16 protein-coding genes are annotated in these 14674 nt (G+C 65.9%); 9 read left to right on the top strand and 7 right to left on the bottom strand.

The annotated features are described in order from the left end of the window. Positions 1 to 31 precede the first annotated feature (31 nt). The 4 genes from preA to aptA form a co-directional block, all read right to left on the bottom strand. The gene (preA, locus tag AC1D02_RS01365; protein WP_477312934.1) at positions 32 to 1303 is read right to left on the bottom strand and encodes an NAD-dependent dihydropyrimidine dehydrogenase subunit PreA; all 1272 of its coding nucleotides are present in this window, start codon (positions 1301 to 1303) and stop codon (positions 32 to 34) included. Continuing rightward, on the bottom strand, positions 1291 to 2667 hold the full coding sequence (locus tag AC1D02_RS01360) for an NAD(P)-dependent oxidoreductase (protein ID WP_477312932.1): 1377 nt from the start codon (positions 2665 to 2667) through the stop codon (positions 1291 to 1293). The genes preA and AC1D02_RS01360 overlap by 13 nt, the downstream gene beginning before the upstream one ends. An 83-nt stretch (positions 2668 to 2750) precedes the next feature. Next, on the bottom strand, positions 2751 to 4253 hold the full coding sequence (locus tag AC1D02_RS01355; RefSeq protein WP_477312930.1) for a CoA-acylating methylmalonate-semialdehyde dehydrogenase: 1503 nt from the start codon (positions 4251 to 4253) through the stop codon (positions 2751 to 2753). Between the two features lie 13 nt (positions 4254 to 4266). Continuing rightward, positions 4267 to 5583 carry an omega-aminotransferase AptA gene (gene aptA, locus AC1D02_RS01350; RefSeq protein ID WP_477312928.1) on the bottom strand — a complete coding sequence of 439 codons (1317 nt, stop codon included), beginning with the start codon at positions 5581 to 5583 and terminating at the stop codon, positions 4267 to 4269. A gap of 174 nt (positions 5584 to 5757) precedes the next feature. Here aptA and AC1D02_RS01345 point away from each other — a divergent pair, with 174 nt between their 5' ends. The 3 genes from AC1D02_RS01345 to AC1D02_RS01335 are packed head-to-tail and all read left to right on the top strand — an operon-like array spanning position 5758 to position 8415. Then, positions 5758 to 7215 carry an aminotransferase-like domain-containing protein gene (locus AC1D02_RS01345; protein WP_477312926.1) on the top strand — a complete coding sequence of 486 codons (1458 nt, stop codon included), beginning with the start codon at positions 5758 to 5760 and terminating at the stop codon, positions 7213 to 7215. After that, positions 7212 to 7871 (top strand): TetR family transcriptional regulator C-terminal domain-containing protein, encoded by a 660-nt coding sequence (locus AC1D02_RS01340; RefSeq protein ID WP_477312924.1) that lies wholly within the window; start codon positions 7212 to 7214, stop codon positions 7869 to 7871. The genes AC1D02_RS01345 and AC1D02_RS01340 overlap by 4 nt, the downstream gene beginning before the upstream one ends. Continuing rightward, a complete protein-coding gene (locus tag AC1D02_RS01335; RefSeq protein WP_477312922.1) occupies positions 7858 to 8415 on the top strand; it encodes a GNAT family N-acetyltransferase in 558 nt (185 codons plus the stop codon). Before AC1D02_RS01340 ends, AC1D02_RS01335 begins: the two co-directional genes overlap by 14 nt. On the opposite strand, the gene AC1D02_RS01330 is transcribed toward AC1D02_RS01335, so the two are convergent. Beyond that, positions 8405 to 9532, bottom strand: a complete 1128-nt coding sequence (locus AC1D02_RS01330) for a GGDEF domain-containing protein (RefSeq protein WP_477312920.1) — start codon at positions 9530 to 9532, stop codon at positions 8405 to 8407. The two genes, AC1D02_RS01335 and AC1D02_RS01330, sit on opposite strands and share 11 nt — an antisense overlap. A gap of 265 nt (positions 9533 to 9797) precedes the next feature. On the opposite strand from AC1D02_RS01330, the gene AC1D02_RS01325 reads away from it, so the two are divergent. From AC1D02_RS01325 to AC1D02_RS01300, 6 genes are read left to right on the top strand one after another with little or no spacing between them, the layout of a single operon-like run. Continuing rightward, positions 9798 to 10046: a hypothetical protein gene (locus tag AC1D02_RS01325; RefSeq protein ID WP_477312918.1), complete on the top strand. Its 249-nt coding sequence runs from the start codon at positions 9798 to 9800 to the stop codon at positions 10044 to 10046. 2 nt (positions 10047 to 10048) lie between these two features. Continuing rightward, complete coding sequence (locus tag AC1D02_RS01320; protein ID WP_477312916.1) at positions 10049 to 10939, top strand: sensor histidine kinase; 891 nt, start codon at positions 10049 to 10051, stop codon at positions 10937 to 10939. Then, on the top strand, positions 10939 to 11700 hold the full coding sequence (locus tag AC1D02_RS01315; RefSeq protein WP_477312914.1) for a LytR/AlgR family response regulator transcription factor: 762 nt from the start codon (positions 10939 to 10941) through the stop codon (positions 11698 to 11700). The genes AC1D02_RS01320 and AC1D02_RS01315 overlap by 1 nt, the downstream gene beginning before the upstream one ends. A 60-nt stretch (positions 11701 to 11760) precedes the next feature. Continuing rightward, positions 11761 to 12192 (top strand): VOC family protein, encoded by a 432-nt coding sequence (locus AC1D02_RS01310; protein WP_477312912.1) that lies wholly within the window; start codon positions 11761 to 11763, stop codon positions 12190 to 12192. Between the two features lie 14 nt (positions 12193 to 12206). Beyond that, the gene (locus AC1D02_RS01305; protein ID WP_477312910.1) at positions 12207 to 12593 is read left to right on the top strand and encodes a VOC family protein; all 387 of its coding nucleotides are present in this window, start codon (positions 12207 to 12209) and stop codon (positions 12591 to 12593) included. A 9-nt stretch (positions 12594 to 12602) separates the two neighbouring features. After that, positions 12603 to 12995: a YybH family protein gene (locus AC1D02_RS01300; protein WP_477312908.1), complete on the top strand. Its 393-nt coding sequence runs from the start codon at positions 12603 to 12605 to the stop codon at positions 12993 to 12995. 54 nt (positions 12996 to 13049) lie between these two features. Here AC1D02_RS01300 and AC1D02_RS01295 read toward each other — a convergent pair whose 3' ends face one another. Continuing rightward, positions 13050 to 14267: a nucleoside deaminase gene (locus AC1D02_RS01295; RefSeq protein WP_477312906.1), complete on the bottom strand. Its 1218-nt coding sequence runs from the start codon at positions 14265 to 14267 to the stop codon at positions 13050 to 13052. Between the two features lies 1 nt (position 14268). Then, entirely contained in the window at positions 14269 to 14673 is a 405-nt protein-coding gene (locus tag AC1D02_RS01290) for a cytidine deaminase (RefSeq protein ID WP_477312904.1), read from the bottom strand. Position 14674 lies beyond the last annotated feature (1 nt).

Below are 14674 nucleotides of genomic sequence, written 5' to 3'. Positions count from 1 at the left end.
GGGCTGGTCCCGCGGACCTGACCCCATTTCTTTATGCCACTCGGTGCGGATTGCGCGCGTCCTGCGTCCAGTTCATGTACGCCTTGCCGGTCTCCTGCGGCACCATCGTGATGCAGGCTTCCACCGGGCAGGTGATCTCGCACAGGTTGCAGCCCACGCACTCCGACCTGATCACCTCGTACGTGCGCACGCCGGCCGCATCGATCAGCTGGGCGATCGACTGGTGCGAGGTGTCTTCGCAGGCCACGTAGCACTTGCCGCACTTGATGCACTTGTCCTGGTCGATCTGCGCGATCACCTGGTAGTTCATGTCCAGGTATTTCCAGTCGGTGGTGTTCGGCACCGCCTTGCGCGTGAAGTCCTCGATGGTTTTGTAGCCCTTCTCGTCCATCCAGCGCGACAGGCCGTCCTTCATCTCCTCGACGATGCGGAAGCCATGCAGCATCGCCGCCGTACAGACCTGCACCGAGCCGGCGCCCAGCGCGATGAATTCGGCCGCGTCGCGCCAGTTGCCGATGCCGCCGATGCCGGAAATCGGCAGGCCCGCGGTCTGCGGGTCGCGCGCGATCTCGGCCACCATGTTCAGCGCGATCGGCTTGACCGCCGAACCGCAGTACCCGCCGTGGGTGCTGGCGTTGCCCACCACCGGGAACGCCACCATGCGGTCGAGGTCGAGGTGGGTGATCGAGTTGATCGTGTTGATCAGCGAGACCGCGTCGGCGCCGCCGGCCTTGGCCGCTCGCGCCGGGGCGCGCACGTCGGTGATGTTCGGCGTGAGCTTGACGATGACGGGCAGCTTCGAGTGCTTCTTGCACCAGCGCGTAACCATCTCGACGTATTCCGGCACCTGGCCGACTGCCGCGCCCATGCCGCGCTCCGGCATGCCGTGCGGGCAGCCGAAATTGAGCTCGATGCCGTCGGCGCCGGTCGCTTCCACCTTCGGCAGGATCTCGGCCCACAGTGCTTCTTCGCACGGCAGCATCAGCGAGACGATCATCGCGCGGTCCGGCCAGTCTTTTTTGACCTGGGTGATTTCGCGCAGGTTGATCTCCAGGCTGCGGTCGGTGATCAGCTCGATGTTGTTGAAGCCGAGGACTTCGCGGTTCTTGCCGTAGTGCGCCGAATAGCGCGACGACACGTTGACCGCGGCCGGGTCTTCGCCCAGCGTCTTCCACACGACGCCGCCCCACCCTGCTTCGAAGGCGCGCACCACGTTGTAGGCTTTGTCGGTCGGCGGCGCCGACGCCAGCCAGAATGGGTTGGGCGATTTGATGCCGCAGAAATCGATGCTCAGGTCGGCCATGCTGCCCCCGCTTTGGTCTGGATGTCGTTGTGAATCGCGTGTGCCGCGAGTTTGCCGTGCTGTACCGCCTGCACCGTCAGGTCCTGCCCCGGCGCGACGCAGTCGCCGCCGGCGTAGACGCCTGCAACCGCAGTGCGGAAGTGGCCATCGACATTGATCTTGTCGCCCTTGCGCTCGAGCTGCTGCGCCATCGGGTCGGACAGGCCTGCCGTATCCATGCTTTGGCCGATCGCCTTGAACACGGCGTCGGCGGCGATCTCGATGAAGGCGCCGGTGCCGGCCAGGCGGCCGTTGTCCATGCGCGTCTCTTCGAAGCGCATGCCGCGCACATTGCCCGATTCGTCCAGCAGCACTTCCAGCGGCGCGGCCCAGGTGCGCATGCGCACGTAGTTAGTCTTGGCGATGTCCTGCTCGTGGTGGGTCGCGGTCATCGACTCGAAGCCGCGGCGGTACACCAGGGTCACGTCCTCGGCGCCGAGGCGCTTGATCTGCACCGCCATGTCGATCGCGGTATTGCCGGCGCCGATCACGATCGCGCGGCGCGGCACCGGCAGCGCAGACAGGTCTTCGGCCTGGCGCAGCGTGGCGATGTAGTCCACCGCGGCCATCAGGCCCGGTGCGTTTTCGCCGGTCAGGCCCAGCTCGCGGCTGGCGTTCAGGCCCAGGCCGAGGAACACGGCGTCGTACTGGCTGTGCAATTCGGCCAGCGTGAGGTTCTCGCCCAGCCTGAAGCCGTGGCGCACCTCGATACCGCCGATCGACAGCAGGAAGTCGACTTCCCGCTGCGCGAAGTCGCCGGTGAGTTTGTACTTGGCGATGCCGTATTCATTCAGGCCGCCCGATTTCTCGCGCGCCTCGAAGATGACGACGTCGTTGCCCAGCATTGTCAGGCGGTGCGCGCACGACAGGCCGGCCGGGCCGGCGCCGACGATGGCGATCACTTTGCCGGTCGATGCGGCGCGCTGGAACGGGTGCTCGGCAAAGCTGGCGTGATCGAGCGCGTGACGCTGCAGCAGGCCGATCTTGACCGGCTGGCCTTCTTCGTCGTGATTGCGCACGCAGGCGTCCTCGCACAGGATTTCGGTCGGGCAGACGCGCGAGCAGCTGCCACCCAGGATGTTCTGCTTGAGGATGCCTGCCGCGGCGCCGTGGATGTTGCCGTCGTGGATATTGCGGATGAAGCTGGCGACGTCGATTTCGGTCGGGCAGATGCGCGTGCATGGCGCGTCGTAGCAGTACAGGCAGCGTGCCGCTTCGATCGCCGCCTGGCGGCTAGTCAGCGGCGGCGCGAGGTCGGTGAACTGCTCCGCCAACGAGCCGTCGGCCACGCTGGTGCGCGGCAGGTGTTTCAGTGAGTCGATCATGTGCATCCCTGGTGTCTTATATTTATGCGAGAACCGGGGTCTGACGGGGACGCCCAGTCCCCGATGGGTCAGACCCGTACTATCTACTTCATCTGAGGAAAAGCAAATTCCGCGCCCGAGCTCGCGGTGTTCGGCCAGCGCTGCATCACGGCCTTGTGGCGCGTGTAGAAGCGCACGCCCTCTGGGCCGTAGGCGTGGTGGTCGCCGAACATGCTGCGCTTCCAGCCGCCGAAGCTGTTGAAGGCCATCGGCACCGGCAGCGGCACGTTGACGCCGACCATGCCGACCTGGATCTGGCGCACGAACTCGCGCGCCACGCCGCCGTCGCGGGTGTAGATCGCCACACCGTTGCCGTACTCGTTGGCGTTGATCAGCTCTACCGCGCTGCCCACGTCCGGCAGGCGCATCATGCACAGCACCGGTCCGAAGATTTCTTCTTTATAGATGGTCATGTCGGGCGTGACGTGGTCGAACAGCGTGCCGCCGACGAAGAATCCGTTCTCGCGTCCCGGCACCTTGAAGTTGCGGCCATCGACCAGCAGGGTCGCGCCCTGCTCGACGCCTTCGCCGATCAGTTTTTCGATGCGCTGCTTGGCGGCGCTGGTGACCACCGGCCCCATTTCGGCGCCATGCTCCATGCCGTCGCTGATTTTCAGTGCGCCGGTGCGCTTTGCCAGTGCGTCGGCCAGCTTGTCGCCGGCGTCGCCGATCGCGACCACCACCGAGATCGCCATGCAGCGCTCGCCGGCCGAGCCGTAGGCTGCGCCCATCAGCGCGTCGACCGTCATCTCCATGTCGGCGTCGGGCATGACGACCATGTGGTTCTTGGCGCCGCCCAGCGCCTGCACGCGCTTACCCATTGCGCTGCCGCGCGCGTAGATGTATTCGGCGATCGGGGTGGAGCCGACGAAGCTGATCGCCTGCACGTCGCGGTGATCGAGCAGCGCGTCGACGGTGACCTTGTCGCCCTGGATGACGTTGAACACGCCGTCCGGCAGGCCGGCTTCCTTGAGCAGCCTGGCGTGCAGCAGCGACGGCGACGGATCGCGCTCGGACGGCTTGAGGATGAAGGTGTTGCCGCAGGCGATAGCGACCGGGAACATCCACATCGGCACCATCACCGGGAAGTTGAACGGGGTGATGCCGGCCACCACGCCGAGCGGCTGGCGCATCGCCCAGGCGTCGATGCCGCGCGCGATCTGGTCGGTGAACTCGCCTTTGAGCAGCTGCGGAATGCCGACCGCGAATTCGACGATCTCGATGCCGCGCGCGACTTCGCCCTGGGCGTCGGAGAAGGTCTTGCCGTGTTCGCGCGTGAGCATCGCGGCGAATTCGTCGGTGTGCTGCTGGCACAGCTGCAGGTACTTGAACAGAACGCGGGCGCGCGCCAGCGGCGGCGTGTTGGACCAGGCCGGGAACGCGGCCGACGCGGCGGCGACGGCGGCATCGACTTCGTCGGCGGTGCCCAGCGCGACGCGCGCGCATGGCTCGCCGACAGCCGGATTGAACACGTCGGCGTAACGGCCGCTGGTGGTATCGACCTTGTGGCCGCCGATGAAGTGGGTGATGGTGTCGAGGTTGCTCATTGTGTGCTTTCGGTCAGTCGAGGTTTTTCAATACGGTGGCGAGCTTGCCGAACAATTCGTCGATGTGCTGCTTGTCGATGATGAGCGGCGGCGACAGGGCGATGATGTCGCCCGTGGTGCGAATCAGGATGCCGTCGGCGAAGGCCTGCTTGAAGGCGGTGAAGGCGCGCACGCCAGGCTTGCCGGGAATCGGCGCCAGTTCGATGCCGGCGATCAGGCCGATGGTGCGGATGTCGATCACGTGCGGCAGGCCCTTGAGCGAGTGCACCGCGTCGGCCCAGTACTGCTGCACTTCCTGGGCGCGGCCGAGGATGTTCTGCTCTTCGAACACGTCCAGCGTGGCCAGCGCCGCGGCGCAGGCGACCGGGTGGCCCGAGTAGGTATAGCCGTGGAACAGTTCGATGCCCGGCGGCGCGTCCATGAACGCGTCGTGGATATGCTGCTTGCTGAACACCGCGCCCATCGGGATCACGCCGTTGGTCAGGCCTTTTGCGGTGGTCATCATGTCCGGCTCGACGTCGAAGTAGTCGGCGGCGAACGGCGTGGTCAGGCGGCCGAAGCCGGTGATGACTTCATCGAAGATCAGCAGGATGCCGTGCTTGGTGCACAGCTCGCGCAGGCGCTTCAGGTAGCCTTTCGGCGGCACCAGCACGCCCGTCGATCCGGCGACCGGTTCGACGATGACGGCGGCGATGTTGGAGGCGTCGTGCAGCGCGACCAGGCGTTCGAGTTCGTCGGCCAGGTTCATGCCGTGTTCAGGCTCGCCGCGGGTCCAGGCGTTCTGTTCGAGGTTGTGGGTGTGCGGCAGGTGGTCGACGCCGGGCAGCAGCGGGCCGAAGCTCTTGCGGTTGCCGCCGATGCCGCCGACCGACAGGCCGCCGAAGCCGACGCCGTGGTAGCCGCGCTCGCGGCCGATCAGGCGGGTGCGTGTGCCCTCGCCGCGCGCGCGGTGGTAGGCCAGCGCCATCTTCAGCGCCGTGTCGACCGCCTCGGAGCCGGAGTTGGTGTAGAAGACGTGGCCGAACTTGCGGCCGCTGTATTCCATCAGGCGCTCCGCCAGGTCGAAGGCGGCCGGGTGGCCCATCTGGAAAGTCGGGGCGAAGTCGAGCTGGCCGATCATCTCGCGCACGGCCGAGACGATTTTCGGCTGGGCGTGGCCGCACGGCACGCACCACAGGCCGGCGGTGCCGTCGAGCACGCTGTTGCCGTCGACGTCCTTGTAGTACATGCCTTCAGCCGAGACCAGCAGGCGCGGGTTGGCCTTGAAGTCGCGGTTGTTGGTGAACGGCATCCAGAATGAGGACATCGATGCTGGGCGGGATTCGTTCATTCGACTCTCCAAAGATTTTGACGGCTAAAAAAATTATTTACCAGTTGGCAAAATGATGGTGCAATAATAGTCAGCAGATTACCACTGGCACATATACACAAACGGCAAAAGCGGCCAACCGTATCGGTAATGCGGGCAGTACAGTTTTGCGCAATGCAGCAATAGGGACACTCGATGGCGGATGCTGAAAATATTCCTGCTGGAAATGGGCCGGCGGCCTGGCCGGTGCTGGCGATCGACCGCTCGAAAAGAGGCAGCCTGGTCGATCAGATTGTGGCAGCGATCGCGCAGATGGTAAACCGTCGGGAATTACGGGTAGGGACCAAGATGCCGTCGGTGCGCCAATTCGCAAAGTCGAATGGCGTCAGCACGTTCACGGTGGTCGAATCGTACGACCGGCTGCTCAATGTTGGACTGCTTTCGTCGCGCCGTGGTTCCGGCTTTTTTGTCGCGCGCAGCGAAACGGCGGCAGCGCCGGCATTGGCGCTGGCGGCTTCGCCGACCGCGATCGACGCGCTCACGCCGGACCTGTATTCGGGCGTATCGGACGCGCTGCCGGTGGGCGCCGGCTGGCTGCCGCCCGAGTGGTACGGCGAGACCACCATCCTCGACGCGGTGCGCCACGCGATGAAGATCCCGGCCAACCGCCTGCGCGGCTACGGCCATCCGCTCGGCTTCCCTACCCTGCGCCAGCACCTGGCGACCACGCTCACCGAGGACCTGTTCGCGGCCGAACCGGACCAGGTGCTGCTGACGCATGGCGCGACCCACGCCTTCGACCTGATCCTGCGCACCCTGACCAAGCCGGGCGACACGGTGTTCGTCGAAGATCCCGGCTACAGCAACCTGACCTCGCTGATCCGCCACCATGGCTGCATCCCGGTGGGCATCCCCCGCGGCGCCGACGGCATCGATTTCGCCGTGCTGACGGCGCGCGCCGCCGCGGCCCAGCCCAAGCTCATGTTCGTCAACACGGTGCTGCAAAACCCGCTCGGCACCTCGCTGCCGCAGGCGCAGGCGCACCGGCTGCTGGGGGTGGCCGAGCAGTTCGACTTCTGGCTGGTCGAGGACGACATCTACCGCGAACTGGCGGCGCCCGGCGAAGCGTCGCTGGCGGCGATGGACGGGCTGCGCCGCGTGATCCGGGTCGGCAGCTTCTCCAAGACGCTGTCGCCGGTGCTGCGGGTCGGCTCGATCTGCGCGTCCAATTCGCTGGTGCCGGAACTGCTGCGCGTGAAGATGCTGGCCGGCCTGACCACGTCCGAAATCAACGAGCGCGCCGTGTACCACGCGGTGTCGGCGCGGCCTTACAAGCGGATGGTGGAAAAGCTGGTCGACCAGCTGAAATCGGCGCGGGAACGCACGACCGAACGGCTGCTCGAGGCGGGCATGGCGCCGATCGCGAAGCCGCGCGGCGGCATGTTCGTCAGCGCCGGCTGGCAATGCGCGCCGACGTCGGAATGGAACGGCAAAGTGATCGCCGACCAGGCGCTCAAGGCCGGCATCCTGCTGTCGCCGAACGAATTTTTCATGCTGCGGCCATCGGAATCGGTCTGGTTCCGCTTCAACGTCGCCTACGCCGGCGACTCGCCCGCGCTGATCGACTTCCTCAAATCGATGAAGGCCTCATGACCATCACCAAGATCAAGCGGCAGACGCTCAATCGCGACAAGCTGGAGGCCGACATCGTGGCCGAAGCGGTGCGCGTGTTCGCCGAATGCGGCTACGAAGGGACGTCGATCGCCACCGTGGCCGACAACGCCGGGCTGTCGAAGCAGAACCTGATGTATTACTTCCCGACCAAGCAGGCGCTGTACCAGCGCGTGCTGGACGACGTGCTGGACGAATGGCTCACGCGCATGGACCTGCTGGCCGATCCGGCGCAGGAGCCGAGCGACATGCTGCGCGCCTACGTGCAGGCCAAGCTGCGCTTCTCGCGCGAGCATCCGCTCGGGTCGCGCGTGTATGCGATGGAGGTCATCAGCGGCGCGCCGCTGTACGGCGAGCAGATCCGCGATCGCGTGGTGCCGCTGGTGCGCAAGGACATCGAGGTGTTCGAACGCTGGATCGCCGAAGGCCGCATCGCGCCCGTCAACGCGACCCACCTGCTGTTCGCGATCTGGGCCATGACGCAGTCGTACGCCGACTTTTCGGCGCAGATGGCGCTGGTCCTGAACCGCAAGCAGCTCGCGCGCAAAGACTTCGACGACGCCGAGCAAATGATCGTCGAGATGGTGCTGTGCGCGGTCGCCATCAAACCAAAGGGAGACAGCAATGCCAGTGTTTGACATCGGGACCATCGCTACCGAGCGGCTGGCGCTGCGCCTTCTGACGCCGGAGGACGCGCCCGCGATGTACGAGATATTTTCCGATCCCGAGGTGATGCGCTACGGCGCCGGTTCGCCGTGGACCACGATGGAACAGGCCGATGACTACCTGGTCAAAGGCGCCGAAAACCTGGCCAGCGGGACGGCGCTTCGTGTCGGCATCGTGGTTCAGGCGAGCGGCATGCTTGTCGGCCAGGCCGCGCTGTGGGCGTTCAGCGAGCAGAATCGGCGCTGCGACATCGGCTATTCGCTCGCCCGCGCGCACTGGGGCAAGGGCTACGCCGGCGAAGCGGTGCGCGCCCTGCTCGGATTCGGATTCGACCGGCTCGACCTGAACCGGGTGGAGGCGGACATCGACCCGCGCAATGCCGCTTCGGCGCGCGTGCTGGAGCGGCTGGGATTTCAGCGCGAGGGCTACATGCCGGAACGCTGGATCGTCGGCGGCGAAGTGTGCGATACGGTGTTCTACGGGCTGCTGCGGCGCCACTGGAAAGCTACGACCTGACCTGGTTGCGGCCGCCGTTCTTCGCTTCGTACAGCAGGCGGTCCGCCGCCGAAATCAGTTCGCGCAGCGTTTTGGGCGCATCGACGGCGAAGTCCACCGACGCGACGCCGATGCTGGCGGTGATGCTGGCGCCGGGCAGGATCACGGAGCCGGCGAGCGCGGCGCGCAGGCGTTCGGCCAGCATCACGCCGCCCTCCAGCGTGGTTTCGGGCAGCACCAGCAGGAATTCCTCGCCGCCGTAGCGCACCACGCTGTCGATGCGCGCGCGCGTCATGCCGGTCAGCAGGCGGCCGAAATGGGCCAGCACCAGGTCGCCGCCGAGGTGTCCATGCTTGTCGTTGACCTGCTTGAAATGATCGAGGTCGCACATGATGACGGTCAGGTTCAGCTTGAAGCGCTGGGCGCGCGCCAGTTCGGACTCCAGCAGGTCCTGCTGCAGGTAGTTGCGGTTGAAGCAGCCGGTCAGCGTATCGTGGAGCGACATCTGGTGCAGCACCGACTGGACGCGGTACTCCTCGCGCCACACGATTTGATAACGGCGCGCGGCGACGGAGCCGAAGGCATTGGCCAACAACAGCAGCATCGACATCGTCAGCAGTTCCGACGCGTTCAGCCTGCCCATCGTCAGCACGATCGCGATGAATCCGGCCGTGGCGGTCAGCGCAATCGCGAACGAATACATCAGCCGATTCGGGATATACAGGTAGACCACGATGAGCATCAGCGCCATCGACATCGCATGCCAGGCGATTTCGTTCGGCCGGTACACGACGACCAGCTGGAACGCGAGCAGGCCGACGATTTCGGTGGCGCAGGCGGCCAGCCGGGTCGCCGAGACCGATTGCGGCCGGAGGTAACTGAGGACGCATCCGGCGCCCGCGGTCAGCGCCACCAGCAGGCGCGCAAGCAACAGCAGGCCGGCGTCGCCGCCGTAGCCGAGCACGCTGAAATCGGTGAGGCTGAAGGCAACGTAGAAACAGGAACAGAACAGCAGCGTGGAGCGCAGCTGCGGCCCGATTTTCTCCAGCTGGCGTTGGTTGAAGGCGGCTTCGTACTGCGCGTCCTCAAATTCGCCGCGGCGCGGCGAAATGACAGCGGCGGCTGGATCGGATGGCAAGCTGACAGAAATGAGATCGCGAACCGCTGAATTCATGAGGACAAGTCACGTATGTATATTTGGTACAAATTATATAGCATCTTGTTACCCGTAATAAATTATCATTCACAGATCGAAACACGCCGAACGGCGCCCCCGCCGCCCCATTAATCGGCCCGGAACACCGTTTATCCCATGGTTTGCGCGCTTCATCGGACCGGCATGTCATTCGCCGCGAGCACTTGCTAAAGTCCAGTCATCGACAACCCACCCCTGGAGCATCCGTATGAAAAACGCCACATTCGCGTCGCTGAACGAACTGCTGGACGAGATCGGCCGCTCCCTGATGCACGCCGTGCGCCAGGGAGCGCGCGCGGTCGGCCGGATGTCCTGGCCCCAGCTGCTGGCCGCCTGCGTCATGCTGGCCCTGGTGCTCACCATCCTGCCGCTGGCGATTTGCCTGTTCATCTTCTTCATGATCGTCAAGCTGGCCGTGGCCGCGATCGTGATCAACACACGGCGCAACAAGGACTGATCATGAGCGCATCGCACCTCAACCGCGGAATCGACCTGCTGCGCGAAGCGGCCGACGTGGCCAAGGCAACCTGGTGGCGCTTCTTCGACTGGGTCGCAGTGGTCGAGTGGCGCCAGCTGCTGATCATCTGGGCGTTCGCGCTGGTCGGATTCGGCATGCTGCAGGCGCCCGAAGCGGCCGTCTGGTTCATCTTCGTCTCGTTCGCCATCAAGGTGCTTGCCGGCGGCAAGCGCAAGGCCGAACTGGACGCCGCGGCCGCCGACCGCAAGGCCGACGCCGCAACCGTCGAACGCAAGCTGACCGAGGCACAGATGGCGACCCTGCAGGCGCAGGTCGAGCCGCACTTCCTGTTCAACACCCTGGCCCTGATCGGCCAGCTGATCGAGACCGATCCGCCCGAGGCCGCGCGCATCCATGCGCACCTGATCGACTACCTGCGCGCGACCTTGCCGCAGATGCGCAGCAACGGCGGCGGCACGCTGGGCAAGCAGGTCGAGCTGTCGCGCGCCTACCTGGCCATCATGCAGGCGCGCATGAAGGAACGGCTGGCGGTGCAGTTCAGCGTTCCCGATTTCCTCGGCAGCGCGCCGTTCCCGCCGATGATGCTGCTGATCCTGATCGAGAACGCGATCAAGCACGGGCTGGAGCCGAAGATCGACGGCGGCCGCATCGAAGTCGCGGCGCACGTCGAGCATGCGACCCTGCACGTGGACGTGCGCGACAACGGCGCCGGCTTCAATCCGCTGTCGGACGAAGGTGTCGGCCTGGCCAATATCCGCGAGCGACTGCGCCTGCTGTACGGCGCCAGCGCCGAACTGGTGATCGAGGCGCCGGCCGAAGGCGGGACCCTGGCCTCGGTGCGCGTACCCTACTCGATGATGGAAGGCGCGTGATGGTGCGCGCACTGATCGCCGACGACGAGGCGCCGATGCGCGACCAGCTGCGCGCGCGCCTCTCCGAAGCATGGCCGGCGCTGGAGATAGTCGGCGAGGCGGCCAACGGCATGGAAGCGGTGGCGATGGCCGCCGAGCATGCGCCCGACATCGTGTTTCTCGACATCCGCATGCCGGGCCTGTCGGGCATCGACGCGGCGCGCCAGCTGTACAGCCGCTGCCACATCGTGTTCGTCACCGCTTACGACCAGTACGCGATCGACGCCTTCGAGCAGGGCGCGATGGATTACCTGCTCAAGCCGGTGACGGCGGCGCGGCTCGAAACCACCTGCGCGCGGCTGCGCCAGCGCCTCGCATCGGCGCCGCAGGACATCGGCGCAAAGCTGGCCGAGCTGACCGCCGCGCTGCACACTGGCGGCGGCGCCGCGAAGCCGGCCTACCTGCGCTGGATCCAGGCCCAGGTCGGCGGCAGCCTGCGCATGGTCAGCACGCGCGAAATCCTGTTCTTCCAGTCCGACGAAAAATACACGCGGGTGCAGACCGCGCAGGCCGAGCTGCTGATCCGTAAAACGCTGAAGGAGCTGGCCGACGAACTCGATCCCGACGAGTTCTGGCGCATCCACCGCTCGACGCTGGTGCGGGTCGACGCGATCGCCTCCGTCACGCGCGACCTGCGCGGCCGCCAGATGCTCAAGGTGCGCGACTTCCCGCAAGAGCTGGAAGTGAGCCGCAACCACGCGCACCTGTTCCAGCAGATGTAGCGCAATCCGGAAAATGGCTTACCATGAGATAGTGAATTGGCCATTTCCCGGGAGCGCGCGATGCCACCAGACCCCAGCAGTACCGGCTCCACCCTGATCCCCTGCCTGCGCTACCGGGACGCCGCGCGCGCGATCGACTGGCTATGCGCGGTGTTCGGCTTCACGCGGCAACTGGTGGTGCCGGGACCGAACGACACCATCGCGCACGCGCAGCTGGCGCTCGGCCGCGGGATGATCATGCTCGGCTCGGCCAGCAACGAGGGCGCATACGGCCCGCTGGTGGTGCAGCCGGAGGACATCGGCGGCTCGGAAACCCAGACCACCTATCTCGTCGTCGCCGATGCGGACGCGGCGTACCGGCGCGCGGTCGACGCCGGCGCCACGATCGTCATCGACATCGTGGACGAGGAATACGGCGGGCGCGGATTCACCTGCCGCGACCTCGAGCAGCACATCTGGAGTATCGGCACCTACGACCCCTGGCAGCAATAACCGAGGAGAACCCCATGTCACGTCCCATGCATTTCGAAATCCAGGCATCCAATCCGCAGGCGCTGATGGATTTTTATTCGGCGCTGTTCGGCTGGGCTTTCCACAAGTGGGAAGGCGGCGATTACTGGATGATCCACACCGGGCCGGACGACCAGCCCGGCATCAATGGCGGCCTGCTGCCCCGGCGCGGACCGCCGGCCGCGGACATGGCGCCGGTGAACGCGTTCGTGTGTACGGTCGGCGTGGACGACGTCGATGCGGCGGCGGCCAAGGCGACCGGCGCCGGCGCGCAGGTGGCGGTGCCGAAGATGGCGGTGCCGGGCATCGGCTGGCTGGCCTACATCAAGGACCCGGACGGGAACATCGTCGGGATGATGCAGGCCGATCCGAAGGCGGCGTAAGGAGGCATCATGAATACGGATGAACAGGCGATACGCGAGCTGATCGACACCTGGCTGCGTGCCACGCGCCAGGGCGACGTCGACACGGTGCTGGACCTGATGACGCCCGACGTGGTGTTCCTGGTGGCCGGACAGCCGGCCATGCATGGGCGCGAAGCGTTCGAGCAAGGACTGCGCGGCATGCTGTCGACGCACGCGATCGAATCGCACAGCGAGATCGAAGAGATCGAGGTGGCGGGCGATTTTGCCTGGTGCCGCACGCGCTTGTCGGTGACCATCACGTCGAAGCACGGCAATACGCCGATGCAGCGCAGCGGGCATACGCTGTCGATTTTGCGCAAGCAGGAGGACGGCAAGTGGCGGCTGGCGCGCGACGCGAATCTGCTGGGAGCGCCGGCTTAGGCAAGCGGCGGCAACAAAGACGGGGTCAGGTCCGCCGGACCTGACCCCATGTGTTCATACGGCGATGACTTTGACAAGTTCAGGGTCCGCCACCTGCACCGGCCGAATCTTGATAGTCTCGCTGTACAGCGGCGGCATCGCATTGCACAGCGCGTGCAGTTCTTCCTCGGCGATCCGCGGCAGCACATACTGAAACTGCGCCGGATTATTCGGCGGCAGCGGTCCTTCCATCGTCGAGCCATACGCGCCCAAGTCCATGAAGCTTTGCGCGTCCGCGCCCGGTCCGCGCGCGAACACGAACGTGCCCTCCTTCGGATGCGCCAGGTGGCGCCTGACCGTCTCGCGCATTTCGGCATTCGCACCGAGCATCAGCTTGTAGCGCAGCTGCGCATACTGGCGCGTGCATTCCATGAAGGCGGTGCAGATGGCCGACTGCGCGCGCCGGCCCGGCACGCACAGCAGCAGGTTGCCGAAGCTGTCGAGCAGCGCGGCGCAGTCGCCCTCCCCGCCGTTGCGCACATCCTGCTCGATCGCTTCGCGCAGGAACGGCGCCAGGCCGGCGTCCGGCCGGTGCGGCGCGCAGCGGTAGGCCAGCGCGTTCGGATACAGCGACTTGAGCTTGCGCACCAGCGGATGCGACGACGGCAAGGTGGCCGGATCCATCAGCGCTTCGGGTGCGACGTCGGCCGAGACGAACGCCTGCACCTTGTCCGAGGTCGCCTCGATCGCCAGCGCACACAATGCCTGGGTCGGCTCGGCGATGGTCTTGCCGATGAAGAAGGACTTGGGCATGGCGCCCGATCCTTCGCGCGCGTACTCGGAAAATCCCAGCACGGCCGGATACGAGAACGCCGCCGCGGCGGCCTCGCGCAGATTGGGCGGCAACGATGGAAAGGCGGCGCTGCGGTCGTGGTTGACGCCCGCATCCGGATCGTTGGCCGCGACGACGACGTTGAAACCGGCCGCCAGGATCGCGCCGCTGCACATCGCGCACGGATCGAGCGAGGTGACCAGCGTGATTTCGGAGGGCTGCGGCAGCTTGCGGCCCTTGGCGCGCTCGGCGAAATACCAGTCGATCAGCTGGCGCTCGCCATGCGCGGTGGGATCGAATACAAGGCCGTCGCGGACCACGTTGTTCGGCACCGACTTGAGCACGTTGCCGAACTGGTCCAGCAGCACGCCGCCGACGCCGAAGGTGCCCTGCGACTTGGCGGCGATGGCTTCGCTTGCCGCGATGGCCACCGCGGCCTGGACGTCGATCGTCTTCTTCAACTTACTTCTTCAGGTCCCAGCCGCCGAACGCGTTGGGCAGTTGGGCCGCGGCGGTGGTTTCGAGCAGGTCGCCATTGAGGTTGGTGAGAATGACCGGCAAGTCGTTGCCGCCCAATTCGAGCACCACCTGGCGGCAGGCGCCGCACGGGGCGATCGGGCCGTCGGTCGCGCCGATCACGGCCAGCGCCGTGAAGTCGCCAGGCTTGTAGCCGTGCGCGATCGCGCTGAAGAATGCGGTGCGCTCGGCGCAGTTGCACAGGCCGTAGGACGCGTTTTCGACGTTACAGCCGCGGAACACCCGCCCGTCCTTGCATTCGAGGGCGGCGCCCACCTGGAAGTTCGAGTACGGCGTGTAGGCCAGCTCGCGCGCGGCGCGGGCTTCGTCGATCAGTTTTGCGTATTTCATG

The sequence above is a fragment of the Massilia sp. P1_C10 genome (assembly GCF_056406475.1).
This window is presented reverse-complemented; position numbering and strand designations above follow the sequence as displayed.